Source organism: Duodenibacillus massiliensis (assembly GCF_900128485.1).
GTDB classification, from domain to species: domain Bacteria; phylum Pseudomonadota; class Gammaproteobacteria; order Burkholderiales; family Burkholderiaceae_F; genus Duodenibacillus; species Duodenibacillus massiliensis.
On record NZ_LT635858.1, the window covers coordinates 126,474 to 144,513 of the forward strand.

An 18,040-nucleotide genomic window follows, 5' to 3' on the forward strand; every position below is an offset into this window, starting at 1 on the left:
CTCACAGAGGCTTTTCACTCATGTCGATTTCTTCGTGAGGAAGTTCTTCCTGCGCGGCCTTTTCCTCTGCGATGGCGCGCGCGGCTTCGGCTTCCTTCTGGCGGCGGTGCAGTTCTTCGGCGATGGCCTTCACGAGTTCCTGCGTACCTTCGCGCGTGGCGGCCGACATCACAAAGAAGGGCCGACCGTCATCAGCTAATGCTTTGCGGTACTTTTCAATCAAAGCGGGCCGCTCGTCTTCGGGCACCAGATCGATCTTATTGAGAACAATCCAGCGGGGTTTGGCCGCAAGCGCCTCATCGTACTTCGCAAGTTCCTGGGTGAGCGCATGCGCTTCTGCCACGGGGTCCGTGCCCTCGGTATCCATCGGCGCACAGTCGATGATGTGAAGTAAGAGGCTCGTTCTTGAGAGATGCCGTAAAAAGAGGTGTCCGAGCCCCGCGCCTTCACTTGCGCCCTCAATAAGGCCGGGCACGTCGGCAATCACAAAACTTTGTTCGCTTGCGATGCGCACGACCCCGAGATGCGGATGCAGCGTCGTAAAGGGATAGTCCGCGATTTTCGGGCGGGCGTTGGAGACCGCCGTAATAAAGGTGGACTTTCCGGCGTTGGGCATTCCAAGAAGTCCCACGTCCGCAAGAACCTTAAGTTCCAGACGCAGTTCACGGTACTCACCCGCTTCCCCGGGTGTTGCCTGCCGGGGTGCTCTGTTCGTACTCGTCTTAAAGTGAAGGTTCCCCAAGCCACCCCGGCCGCCCTTGGCAAGCAGCTTCTTTTCCCCGTGCTCGGTAAGGTCTGCAACGGTTTCACCGGTTGAGGCGTCGATAATCTGCGTGCCCACGGGCATACGCAGAACCACGTCGTCGCCGCCCGCGCCGAAGCAGTCCGCGCCGCGCCCGTTTTCGCCGTTGGGGGCAAAAAAGCGCCGCGTAAAGCGGTAGTCCACAAGCGTATTGATGTTGCGGTCTGCGACAGCATAGACACTGCCGCCGCGGCCGCCGTCACCGCCGTCGGGGCCGCCCTTGGGAATAAATTTTTCGCGGCGGAAGCTGGCTGCGCCGTTACCGCCATTGCCGCCCTGCACCTCAATGCGGGCCTCGTCGACGAATTTCACGGTGATCTGTCCTTGGAATCAGGTAAAAAAGAAGAGATATCAGGTAATTGTGCCACAGCATTAAAAAAGCTCCGCAGGGACACGCCCGACGGAGCTCTTTACTAATGCCGTAAGCGCTTTAATTAAGCAGCAGCCGGCACGACCTTCACAAACTGGTGGTTGCGCGGGCCCTTGACTTCAAACGTCACGATGCCGTCAACGAGAGCAAACAGCGTGTGGTCACGGCCCATGCCGACATTGTCACCGGCATGGAACTGCGTGCCGCGCTGACGGACGATGATGCCGCCGGCGTTGATGAGCGAGCTGCCGAAAACCTTCACACCGAGGCGCTTGGCCTGGGAATCACGACCGTTGCGGGTAGAACCGCCACCTTTCTTATGTGCCATTTTTGTATCTTCCTAAATTGCTGACGTAAACGTGAAAATCAGGCGTTGATCGCTTCGATCTTCAGTTCAGTGTAGTTCTGACGATGACCGGCGCTCTTCATGGAGTGCTTGCGGCGGCGGAACTTGAAAATACGAACCTTGTCGTGACGGCCGTGGCTCACCACAGTCGCCTTGACGCTGGCGCCTTCGAGCACGGGCTTGCCGGCCTTGATGCCTTCGTCCGTGGCAACGAGAAGAACGTCGCTGAGGGTCACTTCGGAGCCGGCTTCGGCTTCGATGGTTTCAACCTTGACGGTGTCGCCGACGGCCACGCGATACTGCTTGCCGCCGGTTCTGATAATTGCGTACATGAAAAATTAACCTCGCCCGTTTCGCTCCCGAACCGAATCGGTTGACGAAACCTTTTTATATTAAAGAAATACCGGCCGGGCTCCTCACAAAAATCAGGGATGGCGCCGCCGATACGCTTTCACTTGCGTGGAAAAAGGCCGCCATTATGCCATGGCGACCACACTCTGTCAACGGATTTTCAACGGAAAATCAGCGGCTCAACAGCGACTCAAAGCGCGGCCCGCGTTTCGGCCACCGCTTTTTCAACAACGGGCGTCAGAAGCTTTGTGACGCGGGCGTTCATCTGCCCGATTCTCAGACGCCGGTAAAGGACGTCGTTTGCGGTGCGCGCGCCGTTTGTTTTCACGCAGTAGGCCGCATAGTCCGCCGCCTCGCGCTTGAGTTCTGCCGTGAGTTTTTCCGTATCAAGCCGCGACTCAAGGCCCTTAACGTCCACCGTCATATCAACGGCGAGAGGTAACGAGCGCGTGGTGCAGCCCGATTTGGGCAAAAGCCCCATCTTCTGTGCCGCTTCAATGGCGTGCTCAGCCATCAGACGGTAACTCGTCCACTTGCCGCCGGTCACTGTAATCATGTTGCCGAATTCCGGAATCACGGCGTGCTCACGCGACAAGCGCGCGCTCGACGGCCCGCCGGAGACAACGTTACCCTTAAAAAGCGGCCGCAGGCCCGAGAAGCTCGCCTTCACGTCCTTCTTTTCGATGGGTTTGGCGAGATACCGGTTTGCGCCCGCAATCAGAAAGTCTGTTTCGTCGTCCGTAATCTGCGGATCAAAGGGCGCCTGCCCCTGCTCCAGATCCGTCGTGCCGATTTCAACGTTTCCCTTCCAGGGAATACAGAAAAGCACACGCCCGTCAGCGGTTTTCGGGATGAGCATCGCCGACTTTGCCGGCATAAATTCGCGCCCCACCACAATGTGTGAGCCGCGGGAAATTCGCACAAGGCTGTCAACCTCGGGGTCGGCAAGCCGCCGGATGTTGTCCACCCAGGGTCCCGTGCAGTTAAAAAAGACACGGCCCCTTACATGAAAGGTTTCACCCGTTTCATTGTCTTTGACCGTCACACTGTCAACACGGCCGTCCTTTAGTTCTGCTTCCGTCACTGAAGCGTAGTTAAGCACCGCGGCACCGCACCCGAGCGCCGTCTGCATCAGAGCCACGGCCGTGCGGGCATCGTCAAACTGCGCGTCAAAAAACTTCACGCCGCCCTTGAGTGCCTTTCTTTTCACCCCCGGCAGTTCACAGAGCGTATCAACGGCGCCCAGCAGCTTGACGGGCCCCAAAAGGCCGCCCCCGATCCCCAGCAGCGTGTAAAGCGTGAGCCCCAGCCCGTAAAAGGCGAGATCGGTCACGCTATAGCAGGGCAGAACAAACGCCTGGGGATGCGCAAGCGCCGGCGCATTTTTCAGAAGAATCCGCCGTTCGGCAAGGGCCTCCCGCACCAGGGACCAGTTGCGGATGTTTTTCATGTACCGCACGCCGCCGTGAATGAGCTTTGTGGAGCGCGACGACGTCCCCGCAGCAAAGTCCTGCGCGTCCACCACGAGGGTCTTCAGTCCCCGGCTTGCCGCATCAACGGCTACGCCCAGACCGGTTGCGCCCGCGCCGATCACGACAACATCAAACGGCCGGGCACTTCTGAGCATCTCAAGCATCCGGACGCGGTCAAGCGCCTTTACTGGCTGCGGCATGAAAGAAACTCCTTTTGGGGGATAACGGCGCCGGTAAGAAACAGTTTTTTCCTCACCGGCAGATGAATGGTTAAGTTTAGCCGCTCAGCGGACGAAAAAAAGCGCACCTGCCGTTAAGACCGTGCGCTTTTACGTGCTTTCCCCTGAAAAACCACTCTTTAAGCCCGTGTGGTTTTCAGGCCGCCCGACAGTCAGAGCGTTTCTTTCTTCTCTTCGGTCGTTTCGCCGGCAGCAGCCTCGGCTTCAGGCGCTGCGGCAGCCTCTTCAGCGTCAGCCGCTTCGGTTTCAAGAGCGACTTCTTCACCTTCGGCGGCTTCTTCAGCAACAGCAGCTTGCGCCTGCGCTTTTTGATCACGCACGGCTTCGGCCTTGGCGGCCTCGTCTTTTACAAGGCGGCTTATCGCAATGATCTGGCGCAGCGCGGCGTTCACGGCCTCAGCGTCCGCAAAGTACGCGGCCACATCGGCATCAAGCCGCACGGTCTGCGTCTGCACAAAGGCGGCACGGTCCGTGTAGCGGCGGGTTTCAAAGGCCTTCGCGCGCGGGCCGGAACGGTCCCCGAAGCGCGGTTCGCTGCGGTCAAAGCGGCGGAAGGGCTTACCGTCGTTAAAACGGCGGTTGCCGCCGAAGGCGCCTTCGCGGCGCTCAAAGCGATCGCCCCCGAAGCGTTCACCGCGGTCGGCAAAACGACCGCCGCGGTCCCCGCCGAAGCGATCGCCCCGGTCAAAACGGTCACCGCCGAAACGGCTGCCGCGGTCTTCGAAGCGGTCATTGGAAAAACGCGGACGGCGCTCGCCCCCGAAACGGTCGCCGCCCTCGGAGAAGCGGTCACCGCGGAAAGCGGGCTTTTCATTGAAACGGTCAAATGCGGGCTGCGGTTTGCGCTGCATGGTATGTCTTCCTATCAGTAAATTTGCGCGGCGGCACCCGAAATGCGCCGCGGCGTCAGGCCTTCTGTACCGTATAAAACACTGAGTGAGGCCTGTATTTTCACAATTTTCTCCGAAAAATCAACGGAGCTCATTTTTTTGGTTCAACACAGCAGGCAAATCCCCTGCCGTCTGAGTACACTTGAAGCATCAGGAAAGTCATTTAGTGACTTACCCAATATAAAAATTCCTACTCAACAGTAAAAAGAGAGGTTCAATATGTTGCAGGTCGTTTTTCACGGTGTAGACCGCTCTCCGGCTGCTGAAGCTGACGTCGCTGAACGTTTTGAAGCACTGAAACGCTTTGACGGCACGATCGGCGAATGCAAAGTCACGATCACCAAAGACGGTCATCAGGGCCTGGGCTCTTTTGCCGTCAAGATTGACCTCGCCATGTCCGGCCGCAGCAACGTGATTGCAACGGAAAGTGATCCCGATGCCATGGCTGCCATCAACAAGGTCTTCGATACCATCCGCCGCGTTGTCAAAGACGAAAACGACAAGCGTCACGGCCGTTAACCGTCGGTTCTGATTGTCTCCCGATTCAGCCGCCCGCTCTCATTGGAGTCCGGGCGGCTTTTCTTTTCATTCACACCCTGCGGCCTTCAGTCTGCCGCGGCCCGATAACACAAAAGCCCGCCGGAAATTCCGTACGGGCTTACTGTGGCGTCCCCAAGCGGATTCGAACCGCTGTACCAACCGTGAAAGGGTTGTGTCCTGGGCCTCTAGACGATGGGGACCCTGAATTCTTGGTGGAGGTAAGCGGGATCGAACCGCTGACCTCTTGCATGCCATGCAAGCGCTCTCCCAGCTGAGCTATACCCCCGAAGGAAGTCCGCATTATGAAGATGTTTTTCACAGAATGCAAGTCTCTTGAAGAAAAAACTTCCCTGACTTTTATTAGTTCACTGTTTTATAACGAAAAATAATTTTCCTCCGATTCCACTTTTTTGCAATGCGCCGGTTTTGTTAGGATTGCCGTAAGCCCTTTTTAGGAACAAACCCGATGTCCACCCGACTGCCCCCGCCTGCCTTTGAACAAAAGATTGTCACGTCTGAGGCGCTGGCCTCACGCGCCGCAGCGCTTCCCAAACCCGTTGTGATGACAAACGGAGTTTTTGACATCCTTCACAGAGGGCACGTCACGTATCTTGCGCAGGCCCGTGCGCTCGGCGGCAGCCTCATTGTGGCGGTCAACAGTGACGCCTCCGTCAAAATGCTCGGCAAGGGTGATGACCGGCCGATCAACACGGAGTGCGACCGCGCGGCGGTATTGGCGGCCCTCGAAAGCGTGGATCTTGTGGTGGTCTTTACCGACAAGGTCCCCCTGAAGGTCATAGAAAAAGCCCGCCCCGACATCTACGTCAAGGGCGGGGATTACCGCGTTGAAGACCTTCCGGAAGCCAAACTCGTGGCCGGCTGGGGCGCCAAAACCGTGACAGTCACGTTTGACTACCAGCGCTCCACCACGGCGCTTCTGAAAAAAGTCCGCTCTTCTTAAATCGAATAGCCCGCAAGGCGCGCGTAGTGCACGGTCGCCGACAAAAAGCCCTGCTTGCTGCCGCAGTCAAACCTCTGACCTTCAAAGCGGTGCGCGTAGGTGTTCGCATCCTTTAGGCGCGCGGCAATGGCGTCGGTCAGCTGAATTTCACCGCCCACACCGCGCGGGATGCGCCGCAGGGTTTCAAAGATTTCCGGTTCCAGAACGTAGCGCCCGATCACGGCCATATCCGACGGGGCGTCCGCGGGCTGCGGCTTTTCCACGATCGAATGCACGCGGCTGGTGGCGCAAAGCGCGTCTTCCACGCCCACAATACCGTACTTGTTGGTCTGATCATGCGGCACGTCCTGCACCGCAAGGACGCTGCCGCCGCCCATGCGTTCACGGGCGTCCGTGAGCTGCTTTAAGGCCGGGGTCTGCGCGTAAACCAGATCGTCGGCCAGAATCACGCCGAAGGGTTCATCCCCCACCACAGGCTGCGCGCAAAGCACGGCATGCCCGAGGCCTAAGGGTTCAGGCTGGCGGATATAGATGAAGTTCACACCAGCGGGCGTAATGGAATGCACCAGGTCCAGAAGCTCGGTCTTACCTTTGCGGGCGAGATCTTCTTCAAGTTCCGGGCTCTTGTCGAAATGATCTTCAATGGCTCTCTTGTAGCGCCCCGTGATGAAAATCATGTCGGTGACGCCTGCGGCCGCCGCTTCTTCCACGGCGTACTGGATGAGGGGCTTATCCACCACCGGCAGCATTTCCTTGGGCATGGCCTTTGTGGCCGGCAGAAAACGCGTGCCGAGACCGGCCACGGGAAAGACAACTTTACGGACGGGTTTCATCGGAATTTTTTCCCACAAAAAGGACTCGGCATCGGACAAGGAAGCGCCCGCTGAGTCAGGTTTTTCTTGAAGACCGCGATTTTAAACGGGTGCGTCCCTTCGCATGAACTCTTTGTGTTACAAAGTCCGCTCAGGTGCGCCCCTTTGCCGCGTCTAAAATGACAGCACTTTTTCGTTTCGGACGTACATTGGCTTATGGCCGGAGAACTTTTTGCCGTCGGCGATCTGCAGGGGTGTCTGGAAAGCCTTAAGGGCCTTCTTGAGCAGCTGCCGAAATCGGCGCACATCATTTTTGTGGGCGACATCGTTAACCGCGGCCCGCAGTCCTTAAAGACACTGCGCAAAGTAAAAAAGCTCTGCGATTCGGGCAGAGCCGAAATGGTTCTCGGCAACCACGACCTGCACCTTTTGGCGGTTGCCGCCGGTGCCGGGCGCGTGCACCGCAAGGACACGATCGGGGAGATTCTTGAAGCACGCGACTGTGATGAGCTCATCGACTGGCTCAGAAAGCAGCCCCTCATCATCAATACGCCCGACACCGTCTTTGTGCACGCCGGAATTCCCCCGGCCTGGACCTTAAAAGACGCCTTAAGTCACGCCGAAGAAGCGCACCGCGCCCTGGCGGGCGACGACTGGAAAGCCTACCTTCAGGGCATGTACGGCAACGACAACTACAGCGACAGTCTTTCGGGCCCCGCCCGGATGCGCGCGATATTAAACGGCCTTACCCGCATGCGCTTTATGGATCCCGAAGGTAACCCCGACTACAGCATCAAAGAGGGCCTGGGCGCAGCACCCGCGGGATACAAACCCTGGTTTGAGTGCCCCCGGCGCGTCACGAAAACAATCTGCTTCGGCCACTGGTCGATGCTGGGGCTCATGCTGCGACCAAAACTCATTGCCGTTGACACCGGATGCCTCTGGGGCGGAACGCTCACTGCCGTGCGGCTTTCCGACCGGCGCCTTTTTCAGGAACCCTGCCCCGAGTGGGCGGCACCTGCCTGCTGATGTTTTCAATCGGGCGGATCGACCTTAACAAGATCCGCCCTCTCTACAATCTCCGCTTATACCTGCCCGTCATTTTGTTTTTTGGCCCGAGGTCACGTCATGCCCGCAAAAACCGCTGCCGCCCCCGAATCCGCCGCCCCCGTCATCGCCATCCGGGGCGCCCGGCAGAACAACCTGAAAAACCTCGATGCGGACATCCGCACCGGAGAGCTCACCGTGATCACGGGCCCCTCGGGTTCGGGGAAAAGTTCGCTCGCCTTTGACACACTCTACGCCGAAGGCCAGAGGCTCTACGCCGAAACGTTCAGCCCTTACGCGCGGCAGTTTCTTGAGCGCTGCGACCGCCCCAAGGTGGACAAAATCGAGGGTGTGCCGCCTGCGATTGCCATTGACCAGAGCGGCACCGTGCGCACCTCACGCTCCACCGTGGGGACAATGACGGAAATCAACGACCACATCAAACTTTTGTTTGCCCAGAAGGCGCGCCTTTTCTGCCCCTTCTGCGGCCGCGAAGTCAAAGACATGTCGCCGGCCGCGATCTGGGACGACATCAAGGCCTTTACGCTGGCTGCGCCCGAAGCCCGTGTCTACATTCTCTTTACGGTGTCGGTGCCGAAGTCCTTTGAGCTTGAAAAAGCCAAAGCCGCATTAAACGCCCAGGGCTTTACGCACATTGAAGACGAAATAAAGACCAAAGACGGCACGGATCTTTCGGTGGCGGCCGACCGCTTTAAGGCGGGAAAAATCACCGATGCCCGCGGCCGTGAAGCCGTGGAAAAAGCGCTCGCGCAGGGGAAGGGCCGCAACGCCGGGCGCCTTACGGTGCGTGTTGTGACCGAAGCCGGTACCGTCGAGCGCCGCTATGCCGCGGGGCTTGTGTGCCCGGACTGCGACAAGACGTTTCACGCCCCCAACCCGTCGCTTTTCAGTTTCAACTCCCCTGTGGGCGCCTGCCCGGAATGCCGCGGTTTTGGCCGCGTGATGGGGCTTGATCTTGCGCTCGCCATTCCGGATCACTCCCGCAGTATCAACGGGGGCGCCGTCCGGCTTTTCAGCGGCACAGCGGGCGGCGAATGCTTAAAAGACCTCGCGCGCAGCGCAAAGGGGCACATCCGGCTTGACGTTCCCTACAGTGAGCTCACGCCCGCCGAAAAGAAGTGGCTTCTTTCCGGCGACCCGGCGCACACCGAAGGTGACCGCCGCTGGTACGGCCTTTACGGCTACTGGCGCTGGCTTGAATCGAAGTCCTACAAGATGCACGTGCGCGTGCTTTTATCGCGCTACCGCAGCTACACTGCCTGCCCGGTCTGCGACGGCTCACGGCTTAAACCCGAGGCGCTCTGGTGGCGTCTCGGAAGCCGCGCTGCGGCCGACGCCGTTTTAGGCAAGGGCAAGACCGGCAAAGGCCTCTACCGCCGCTTTACCGGTAACGGCCTTGCGGGTATCGCCGCGCGCATCGACAAGGACCTTCCGGGCCTTACGGTGCACGATCTGATGCTGCTGCCGGTTGCACGTCTGAAAACCTTTTTCGACACGATTGCCACCGACATCACCGATGAGGCGGGAGCGCTCATTCTCGGCGAAATCCGCCGGCGCCTCATCTACCTCATGGACGTGGGCCTCGGCTACCTCACGCTTGACCGCCAGAGCCGCACGCTCTCCGGAGGCGAAGTCCAGCGCGTAAGCCTCACCACGGCCTTGGGCACCAACCTCACCGACACGCTGTTTGTGCTCGATGAACCCTCGATCGGCCTGCATCCGCGGGACATGGACCGCATCAACGCCATTCTTGAAAACCTCAAAAAGGCGGGCAATACGCTCGTGGTGGTGGAACACGATCCCCAGGTGATGCTTGCCGCCGACCGCATCATCGATATGGGACCGGGCGCAGGAAGCGCTGGGGGCACCATCGTCTTTGACGGCACGCCGCAGTCCATCCGCGCGTCCAAAACCGAAACCGGGCTTTACCTTTCCGGCAAAAAGTCCTGCGACGGCTTCAAGCACAAAGCCTTTGACCGGAAAAAAGATCCGAAGCTCACGGTCGTTAAAGCGCACGGCCACAACCTCAAAAACATCACGGTCGAAATTCCGTTAAACCGCATCACGACGGTAACCGGCGTTTCCGGGGCCGGCAAATCCACGCTCGTGACCGACATCATCGTGAGCAGCCTGCAGCGCGCCTTCGGCACCGCCGCCACCTCTGCAGAACCCGCCGTTGAGCGAATTGACGGGATCGAAAACCTCAAGGCCGTGCACTTTGTGGATCAGTCCGAAATCGGGCGCACGACGCGCTCCACCCCGGTTCTCTACATGGGGGCCTTTGAAGAAATCCGCCGTCAGTTTGCCGCCACAAAGCTTGCCGCAGACCGCAACTACGACAGCTCCTTTTTCAGCTTCAACTACGGCATGGGGCGCTGCCCCACCTGCGAAGGTGCCGGGTTTGAGCGCGTGGAGATGCAGTTTTTAAGCGATGTGCTCATCAAGTGCCCCGACTGTAACGGCAGCCGCTACCGGGATGAAACGCTGGAAGTGACGATTGCGCCCGCGGGCAAAACCGCCAAAAACATTGCCCAGGTTCTTGACATGACGGCCGACGAAGCCATCGACTACTTCGCGGGCAGCGACAAGATCGTCAAAAAGCTCAAGCCCTTAAGTGACGTGGGGCTCGGATACTTAAAGCTCGGACAAAACGTCTCCACGCTCTCCGGAGGCGAAGCGCAGCGCCTCAAACTTGCCTCCATTCTTATTGAAACCACGGGCTTTGCCCGCAGCCGTGCGCTCTACGTCTTTGATGAGCCGACCACGGGGCTTCACTTTTCCGACATTGCCAAACTGATTCCCTGTCTGAGGCGCCTGATTGAGGCCGGGCACTCGGTTCTTATCGTGGAACACAACCTTGACGTCATTGCCGCCAGCGACTGGGTGATTGACCTCGGGCCCGACGGCGGTGACGCGGGCGGCGAAGTGGTGGTCTGCGGCACGCCCGAAGCGCTTGAGAAAAAAGGTGTCGGCTACACCGCCCGGGCTCTCGCGGCCTACCACAAGGCACTCAAAAGCCGCGCGGGCAAAATGACCGGTTGGTTTGACGACACGGCGCCCCTCATTGAAAGCCAGAAGGAAGTCAAAGGCCGGTCGCTTCAGAGCGTGTGGCGTGAAGCGCGTCAGGGCGACCTCGGATTTTTCGGCGCCCGCGAGCACAACCTCAAAAATATCGACGTTGTGTTCCCGAAGAAAAAGCTCACGGCTGTGACCGGTGTTTCCGGTTCCGGCAAGTCAACGCTGGCTTTCGGCATCGTCTTTGCCGAAGGCCAGCGGCGCTACCTTGAAAGCCTCAACGCCTACGCGCGTACCATGGTGCAGCCCGCGGCACGCGCCGAAGCCGACCGTATTGTGGGAATCTCTCCCACCGTTGCCATTGAACAGCGCACAAGCCGCGGCGGCAATAAGTCCACCGTCGCCACGATGACGGAGATTCAGCACTTTCTGCGCCTGATTTATCTGAAACTCGGCGTGCAGTACTGCCCGGACTGTCATGTTCCGGTCAAGGATCAGTCCTTTGATGCGGTGGTGGCGGCCGTCATGCGCCGCCATAAAGGCAAAACTGTTGCGGTGTGCGCCCCCGTTGTCAGTAACCGCAAGGGCATTTACACGGAGCTTGCCGCTGACGCCGCAAAAGCCGGCGTGCGGTGGCTGCTCGTGGATGACGCGTGGAAAGACACGGCGCACTTTCGGCCGCTTGCGCGCTACTACGACCACTCGATTGACTGGCCCGAAGGCGTGGTGAGAATAACACCTGAAAACGAAAAGGAACTGCGGCGGCTCATCTGCGCGGCGCTTGCCCGCGGCAAAGGCACGATCCGCCTCTTTCCCGATCCGGAAAAAACAAAGAGCTGCTCCGCTTTGGGCGTTTACTCCACGGTACGGGCCTGTCCGGAATGCGGCAGAAGTTTTCCTGACCCCGATCCCCGGCTTTTCTCCTACAACAACCGTATGGGGTGGTGTCCGACCTGTTTGGGTTCGGGCGTCGTGTCCGACAAGGGCGGGGCCGCCCCCGAAGACGCGACCTTTGCCTACGCGCATGAACACAAAGGCGACATGGCCGACTTCATGGACAGCGACGAAAACATCACGGCAGCCGAAGGCACACACGTCTGCCCGGACTGCGGCGGCGCACGCTTAAACGCCGTTGCCCGCAATGTGCTGTTTGCCGGACGCTCCATCTGCGAAACAACGGCGCTGCCGGTGGACGAATCACTGGCTGCCCTCAAAGCCGTCCGGCTTAATGGCCGGGAAAAACTGATCGGCGAAGACGCCCTCAGGGAAATCGTCTCGCGCCTTGCGTTTTTAAAGTCCGTGGGGCTCGGCTACATCGCGCTGGACCGTGCTTCGCCCACGCTTTCGGGCGGCGAAGCGCAGCGTATCCGCCTTGCCGCGCAGCTGGGCAGCAACCTGCAGGGGGTCTGCTATGTACTCGATGAACCCACAATCGGCCTTCATTCCCGCGACAACAAGCGCCTCATCGAAAGTCTTGTGGGACTCAGACAAAAAGGCAACACCGTGCTTGTTGTGGAGCACGACGAGGACACGATCCGCGCGGCCGAACATATCGTTGACATCGGCCCAGGCGCCGGAAGCCGCGGCGGCGAACTCATTTTCGAAGGAAGTTTCAAGGACCTTCTGAAAAACAAAAAGAGCGTCACCGCGCAGATGCTGAGAAACCCCTTAAAGCACACGGGTGTAGCCCAGCGCAAAACCACGAAGGAGACGCCCGCAATCACCGTACGCGGCGCGTTCCTGCATAACCTCAAGGATCTCACCGTGAGGCTGCCCCTGGGGCGCCTGATTGTGCTTTCCGGCGTTTCCGGCTCCGGAAAATCGACGCTTGCGCACGACGTGGTGGGCGCTAGCCTTGAAGCCGGGCTCACGAACCTCAAGGAAGTCAGGCGTCTGACGCGTGCCGGCAAAACGCGTTTTCCGGTCTTTACTCCTGCGGGCTGCAAAGCTGTTGACGGGATTGAACAGATCGCACGCGTGCTTGAAGTCGATCAGACCCCGATCGGCAAGACACCGCGCTCGTGCCCTGCGACCTACGTGGAATTTTTTAACCGCATCCGCGATATTTTTGCCAACACCAATGAGGCGCAGGAGAGGGGCTTTAGCGCAACACGCTTTTCCTTTAACACCGAAGAAGGGCGCTGCCCGGTCTGCGCGGGCCAGGGACAGATCCGGGAGGAAATGAACTTCCTGCCGGACGTCACGATGACGTGCGAAGCCTGCAAAGGCATGCGCTTTGACGAAGACACCCTTTCCATTAAGTGGCACGAGCGCTCGATCGGCGAAATTCTCAACATGTCGGTGGACGACGCGCTCGAATTTTTCGCCGCGCAGCCCGCGGTCTCCCATCCCCTGCAGCTCATGCAGGACGTGGGGCTCGGATACCTCAGGCTCGGTCAACCCTCCAACACGCTCTCCGGAGGCGAAGCGCAGCGTATCAAACTCGTGACGGAACTTGCGAAAGCCGGACGTCCCGGCGAGCAGATTCGGCAGAGAAAAACGCCGCACACCTTCTACATCCTGGATGAACCGACGGTGGGGCTTCATATGGCCGACGTTGCCAAACTCATCAACGTCCTGCAGCGACTGACCGCAGCCGGCAACACCGTGCTTGTGGTCGAACATAATCTCGACGTGATTGCCGAAGCCGACTGGGTGATTGATTTGGGCCCCGAGGGCGGCCCCGAAGGCGGCCGCATCGCCGCGCAGGGCGAACCTGTTGATGTAGCCAAAGCCGACACCCCGACGGGCCGGGCGCTTGCGGAATTTCTTGCGCAGCACAAGGGCTCTGAAAAGCCGGAAAACAAACCTCCGAAAAAGGCACCTGCCAAGCCGAGAGCCAAACGCAAACCCACGGAGGCATCCTGATGACAATTGAGATATTTCGTGTCGGAGGCTGCGTCAGAGACCTGCTGCTCAGAAAGGAGGGGCTTGACATTCCCGAGGGCGACCGTGACTGGGTGGTAACGGGTGCCACACCCGAAGACATGGTCTCCAAGGGCTATCTCCCGGTGGGCGCGGACTTTCCGGTCTTTCTGCACCCCGAAACGCATGAGGAATATGCGCTTGCCCGAACCGAGCGCAAAACCGCAGCGGGCTACCACGGCTTTCAGTTTTATGCGGCACCCGACGTGACGCTTACTGACGACTTAAGGCGGCGCGACCTCACCATCAACGCAATGGCCCAAAGTGCTGACGGTACGCTCATTGACCCCTACGGAGGACAGAAGGATCTCAAAGCGCGGCTTTTGCGGCACGTAAGTAGCGCGTTTGCCGAAGACCCCGTGCGCATTCTGCGGATTGCCCGCTTTGCCGCCAAGCTTCCGGGCTTTACCGTGGCACCGGAAACCATGGTGCTTCTCAGAAAAATGGTGGCCTGCGGCGAAGCCGATGCACTTGTTGCAGAGCGCGTCTGGGCGGAATTTAAAAAGGGACTGATGTCGGCGGACCCCGCTGCGATGATTGCGGTGCTGAAAGCCTGCGGCTACTGGGAAAGGGCTTTCCCCGAAGTACCTGCTTCCGGCAACGAAATCCGTGCGCTCACACGGGCAGCGAAAGCCGGTTTTCCCCTCACTGTGCGCGCCGTGCTTCTTTTTGAAACAGCCGGCGAAGACGAAAGCGCCGTGCGCAGACGCTTTAAGGCGCTCAGGGCTCCCGCTGACGTGACGGAACTCGCGCTGCTTGACAACCGGTTAAGAGACGCCGTCACGACTGCCTCAACACCCGAAGCCATGGCCGACGTCCTGGAAAAAAGCGATGTGCTGCGGCGTCCGGCCCGTTTTGAAGCGCTTTTGGAGGCGGCAGAGGCAAGACACCCGGACTTTAATCCCGAGAAACTCAGAAAAGCCGCAGCGCTTTGGTGCGCGGTTGACGCCGGTAGTGTTGCCCGCGAAGCGGTCAGCGAAGGTAAGCCCGCTGAAATTTCCGCGCGCGTTGCTGCCGCACGCCGCAAGGCGCTCATGCAGCCATAGTCTCAGAGAATGCGCGCAATAAGCCACGCTCCGATGAAAATAAGGAGCGTGCTTGCAAGCGGAATGCTGATTTTGCGGCGCCCGAGCATGAAATTGATGTCTCCGGGGAGCCTTCCGAGCCCGAACTTCGAAAGCCACGGCACGGCCGTCATCAGCACCATCAGAACAATTAAAATCGTGAAAATCCAGCGCATGAGCGCATTCTAACGAGCAGCCGCTGCAAAAAACGACTGTTGACGCAATGTCCAATATTTTCGATGAGCTGCGGCTCACCTGCCGCAGACTCACGTTAAACCGCTACCATAAAGAAGCCGCCATCGGCGCTTTAACGAAGGAACACGGCCGCACGCAACCCGTCATTCTCACGATCGACGTGTGGGTCGGAAACACCCTTAAAAACGACCGGCTCGATGCGGTCTACGACTACCGTCTTCTGCCCGCGGCCGCCGACACTGTGATTGCCGCGGGGCACATTGAACTGCAGGAAACACTCGTTGAACGCATCGCGCAGACGCTCCTCGCAGACGACCGCGTCAGAGCCGTGCGCGTTTATTCCGTTAAACCTGAAGCCTATGAAAACTGTGACGGGATCGGGGTGGAAATCTTCCGCCTTGCCCGTCCGGGAAAGACGCTATGACAGACACCGTTGAGGAAAAACCCGTTGCCTGGCCCGCCGCGCCCAAAATGACCAAAAGCGGCGAAGACAATAAAAAGTGTGTTGAAGCAGCACCCGGCCGCCACGTCAAAGCCTCCGTTTCCGTGAGAAAACTCGAAAAGCGCATCGTGCGTCTTACCGCACAGGCCATTGCCGACTACGACATGATCCGTGAAGGCGACAAAGTGATGGTCGCGATGAGCGGGGGCAAAGACAGTTACGTGCTTCTTGAAGTGCTCCGGAAACTCCAGGCCCGCGCGCCCGTACACTTTGACATCATTGCCGTGCACGTCAATCAGCACATTCCGGGCGGGCCCACGCCCATTGTGGAAAAGTTTCTGGCGGGGGCGGGCGTCCCCTATCACATCGAGGATCAGGACACCAATTCCATCATCGAGCGGCTGATTCCCTCCGGTAAAAACGTCTGTTCGCTCTGCGCCCGGCTGCGGCGCGGCATTCTTTACCGCGTTGCCAAAGAACTCAGCTGCACCAAGATTGCACTCGGGCATCAGATGGATGACGTTGTCTCGACGCTCCTTCTTAATATGTTTTACGGCGGACGCATCAAGGCAATGCCCCCGGTTTTGTTCAGTGACGATCACAACAACACCGTTATCCGGCCGCTCATTTACGTACGGGAATACGAAAACCTCAAGTGGGCCAAAATCCAGGAGTATCCGCTGGCGCCCAAGGACCTGTGCGGGGCCGGAGAAAACAAAAAGCGGCGCGAAATCAAGGAACTCATGGCTGAGTGGGACAGAAAGTACGACAGCCGCATCTACAATCTCTTCATGAGCACCACGCGCGTCTCACCCTCGCAGCTTGCGGACAAAACGCTCTGGAACTTCTTTAACCGGGAAGCGGGCGGCGTGCGCATTGCGCCCGAGGCGCCGGGCGATGATGACGATGTCTGAAATTTTGGAGCAACACCTATGCGTATCTACAGCACTGCTTTTGCCGAAGGCGGCGAAATCCCCGTGAAAAACACGCAGGAAGCCGAAGACCTCTCGCCCGAGCTCGTCTTTGAAGACATTCCGGCGGGCACCAAGAGTCTGGTTCTCATTGCCGATGATCCGGACGCTCCCGACCCCAAGGCCCCGAAGTACCTGTGGCTTCACTGGCTCGTCATTAATCTGCCGGCAGACACCAAAGGTCTGCCCGAAGGTGTTAAGCAACTTCCGGCAAAGGCCCGCGCCGGCATCAACGACTGTGATGCTGAGGGTTGGTCGGGACCCCGTCCTCCCATCGGCGTGCACCGCTACTACTTTCACCTGTTTGCGCTTGATACGGAACTGACGCTTTCCGCGGGCTTTAAACGTGCTGACGTCGAAAAAGCGATGAAGGGGCACATCCTTGCCAAGGCTCAGACCTTCGGGACGTATCTGCTGCTTGCGAATCGGTGAGAGTACCTAAGAGGCGACTGTTTTCTCAAGCTTTTTTCTGAGAGAACAGTCCCGCTTCTTGCCGCACTCCGAAATATTCTTCAGAATTACGCCCTGAAGTGCGGCGCTTTCGGCCTGTGTCGGGCCTGCGGCGCCCGTCTTTGTTCAGGAATGTGTCCTGTTCGGCACTCTTTCAATAAATCTGACGCCTATGTCCATCAAAAATCTGCTTGTGGCAGCCGCTGCCGCCGCCACGATTTTCACGGGTTCCGCCAATGCCGCTCCGGTTGAATACACGGTCGGCACGGGTGCAACCTACCGTCCTTTCGAATTCCAGGCGCCCACGAAGGAAATCGTCGGCTTTGACATCGATCTGATGAAGGAGATCGCCAAGGCTCAGGGCTTTGAGGTGAAGTTTGTGAACACCCTCTGGGGCGTGATTTTTGAATCGGTAAAAAACGGCGACCGTGACATCATCATGAGCGGCATCACGATTACGCCGCAGCGCAAGGAGTCCGTTGACTTCTCCTATCCGTACTTTGCCGCGCACCAGCTCATCCTCACGCAGAAAAACCTGAAGGTGAACTCCCTTGCGGAACTCAAGGGCAAAAACATTGCCGTGTGCGCCAATTCCGCCGGTGACATTATTTCCAGCAAGGCTTTCGGCAAGGCTTCCCCCAACATCAAGCGCTTTGACAACACGCCCCTCGCCCTTGAAGAACTCAACGCGGGCGGCGTTGACGCTGCCGTGGGCGACGTCGGTGTCTTTGCCTACTATGCGCAGCAGAACCCCGACAAAGACTTCAACATGACGCGCGACACAAGCTTTGAAGATCAGTATTTCGGTATTGCCGTGCGTAAGGGCAACACCGAACTGCTCAACAAGATCAACGAAGGCCTCAAGAAGGTGATCGCTTCCGGCGCCTACGAGAAGGTCTACCGCAAGTGGTTCGGCGCCAAGGCTCCGATTCCCACACTGCCGATCCCGTAAAATAACGGTCTGACCGGATAAAAAACGCGCCCCGAAGCAGTCACAGCACTGCACTTTCGGGGCTCTTTCGTATATAAAAACCCGTCATCCGGCACCGTTTGTCCGTGCCGGCGGCAGTCACAGAAAGAGCTGCAGCCGGCGCTTTCCGTCGTTTCGTCAACCAGAGGGGAACCTA

General features: G+C 58.7%; 16 protein-coding genes and 2 tRNA genes. 9 read left to right on the forward strand and 9 right to left on the reverse strand.

What is annotated here, in order from left to right:
* Position 1 precedes the first annotated feature (1 nt).
* The 5 genes from cgtA to BQ7486_RS02810 form a co-directional block, all read right to left on the reverse strand.
* Positions 2–1,114 (reverse strand): Obg family GTPase CgtA, encoded by a 1,113-nt coding sequence (gene cgtA / locus BQ7486_RS02790; RefSeq protein WP_022372764.1) that lies wholly within the window; start codon positions 1,112–1,114, stop codon positions 2–4.
* A 122-nt stretch (positions 1,115–1,236) separates the two neighbouring features.
* Positions 1,237–1,500 carry a 50S ribosomal protein L27 gene (gene rpmA, locus BQ7486_RS02795; RefSeq protein ID WP_022372765.1) on the reverse strand — a complete coding sequence of 88 codons (264 nt, stop codon included), beginning with the start codon at positions 1,498–1,500 and terminating at the stop codon, positions 1,237–1,239.
* A gap of 38 nt (positions 1,501–1,538) precedes the next feature.
* A complete protein-coding gene (gene rplU, locus BQ7486_RS02800; protein WP_022372766.1) occupies positions 1,539–1,850 on the reverse strand; it encodes a 50S ribosomal protein L21 in 312 nt (103 codons plus the stop codon).
* Between the two features lie 209 nt (positions 1,851–2,059).
* On the reverse strand, positions 2,060–3,541 hold the full coding sequence (locus BQ7486_RS02805) for a glycerol-3-phosphate dehydrogenase/oxidase (protein ID WP_074008882.1): 1,482 nt from the start codon (positions 3,539–3,541) through the stop codon (positions 2,060–2,062).
* 191 nt (positions 3,542–3,732) lie between these two features.
* Positions 3,733–4,431: a hypothetical protein gene (locus tag BQ7486_RS02810; RefSeq protein ID WP_074008883.1), complete on the reverse strand. Its 699-nt coding sequence runs from the start codon at positions 4,429–4,431 to the stop codon at positions 3,733–3,735.
* 258 nt (positions 4,432–4,689) lie between these two features.
* On the opposite strand from BQ7486_RS02810, the gene BQ7486_RS02815 reads away from it, so the two are divergent.
* Positions 4,690–4,989 (forward strand): HPF/RaiA family ribosome-associated protein, encoded by a 300-nt coding sequence (locus tag BQ7486_RS02815; protein ID WP_022372515.1) that lies wholly within the window; start codon positions 4,690–4,692, stop codon positions 4,987–4,989.
* Between the two features lie 145 nt (positions 4,990–5,134).
* Here BQ7486_RS02815 and BQ7486_RS02820 read toward each other — a convergent pair.
* Positions 5,135–5,210: transfer RNA gene (locus BQ7486_RS02820), tRNA-Glu, on the reverse strand.
* 10 nt (positions 5,211–5,220) lie between these two features.
* Positions 5,221–5,296: transfer RNA gene (locus tag BQ7486_RS02825), tRNA-Ala, on the reverse strand.
* A 180-nt stretch (positions 5,297–5,476) separates the two neighbouring features.
* Here BQ7486_RS02825 and rfaE2 point away from each other — a divergent pair.
* On the forward strand, positions 5,477–5,971 hold the full coding sequence (gene rfaE2 / locus BQ7486_RS02830) for a D-glycero-beta-D-manno-heptose 1-phosphate adenylyltransferase (RefSeq protein ID WP_074008884.1): 495 nt from the start codon (positions 5,477–5,479) through the stop codon (positions 5,969–5,971).
* On the opposite strand, the gene galU is transcribed toward rfaE2, so the two are convergent.
* Positions 5,968–6,804 (reverse strand): UTP--glucose-1-phosphate uridylyltransferase GalU, encoded by an 837-nt coding sequence (gene galU / locus BQ7486_RS02835; RefSeq protein WP_022372517.1) that lies wholly within the window; start codon positions 6,802–6,804, stop codon positions 5,968–5,970. The genes rfaE2 and galU overlap by 4 nt on opposite strands.
* Before the next feature lie 195 nt (positions 6,805–6,999).
* Here galU and BQ7486_RS02840 point away from each other — a divergent pair, with 195 nt between their 5' ends.
* From BQ7486_RS02840 to BQ7486_RS12350, 3 genes are all read left to right on the forward strand, one after another.
* Positions 7,000–7,812: a symmetrical bis(5'-nucleosyl)-tetraphosphatase gene (locus tag BQ7486_RS02840; RefSeq protein ID WP_022372518.1), complete on the forward strand. Its 813-nt coding sequence runs from the start codon at positions 7,000–7,002 to the stop codon at positions 7,810–7,812.
* A 99-nt stretch (positions 7,813–7,911) separates the two neighbouring features.
* Positions 7,912–13,734, forward strand: a complete 5,823-nt coding sequence (uvrA, locus tag BQ7486_RS02845; RefSeq protein WP_074008885.1) for an excinuclease ABC subunit UvrA — start codon at positions 7,912–7,914, stop codon at positions 13,732–13,734.
* The gene (locus tag BQ7486_RS12350) at positions 13,734–14,837 is read left to right on the forward strand and encodes a tRNA nucleotidyltransferase/poly(A) polymerase-related protein (RefSeq protein WP_268874069.1); all 1,104 of its coding nucleotides are present in this window, start codon (positions 13,734–13,736) and stop codon (positions 14,835–14,837) included. The genes uvrA and BQ7486_RS12350 overlap by 1 nt, the downstream gene beginning before the upstream one ends.
* A 2-nt stretch (positions 14,838–14,839) precedes the next feature.
* Here BQ7486_RS12350 and BQ7486_RS02855 read toward each other — a convergent pair whose 3' ends face one another.
* Positions 14,840–15,031 (reverse strand): DUF2905 domain-containing protein, encoded by a 192-nt coding sequence (locus BQ7486_RS02855; protein WP_022372521.1) that lies wholly within the window; start codon positions 15,029–15,031, stop codon positions 14,840–14,842.
* Between the two features lie 47 nt (positions 15,032–15,078).
* On the opposite strand from BQ7486_RS02855, the gene BQ7486_RS02860 reads away from it, so the two are divergent.
* The 4 genes from BQ7486_RS02860 (at position 15,079) to BQ7486_RS02875 (ending at position 17,865) form a co-directional block, all read left to right on the forward strand.
* Positions 15,079–15,474: a dihydroneopterin aldolase gene (locus BQ7486_RS02860; protein ID WP_022372522.1), complete on the forward strand. Its 396-nt coding sequence runs from the start codon at positions 15,079–15,081 to the stop codon at positions 15,472–15,474.
* Positions 15,471–16,406, forward strand: coding sequence for a tRNA 2-thiocytidine(32) synthetase TtcA (gene ttcA, locus BQ7486_RS02865; RefSeq protein ID WP_084765599.1), 936 nt, complete (start codon positions 15,471–15,473; stop codon positions 16,404–16,406). The genes BQ7486_RS02860 and ttcA overlap by 4 nt, the downstream gene beginning before the upstream one ends.
* A gap of 18 nt (positions 16,407–16,424) precedes the next feature.
* A complete protein-coding gene (locus tag BQ7486_RS02870; RefSeq protein WP_074008886.1) occupies positions 16,425–16,895 on the forward strand; it encodes a YbhB/YbcL family Raf kinase inhibitor-like protein in 471 nt (156 codons plus the stop codon).
* 190 nt (positions 16,896–17,085) lie between these two features.
* Positions 17,086–17,865, forward strand: coding sequence for a basic amino acid ABC transporter substrate-binding protein (locus BQ7486_RS02875; RefSeq protein ID WP_074008887.1), 780 nt, complete (start codon positions 17,086–17,088; stop codon positions 17,863–17,865).
* Positions 17,866–18,040: the final 175 nt, after the last annotated feature.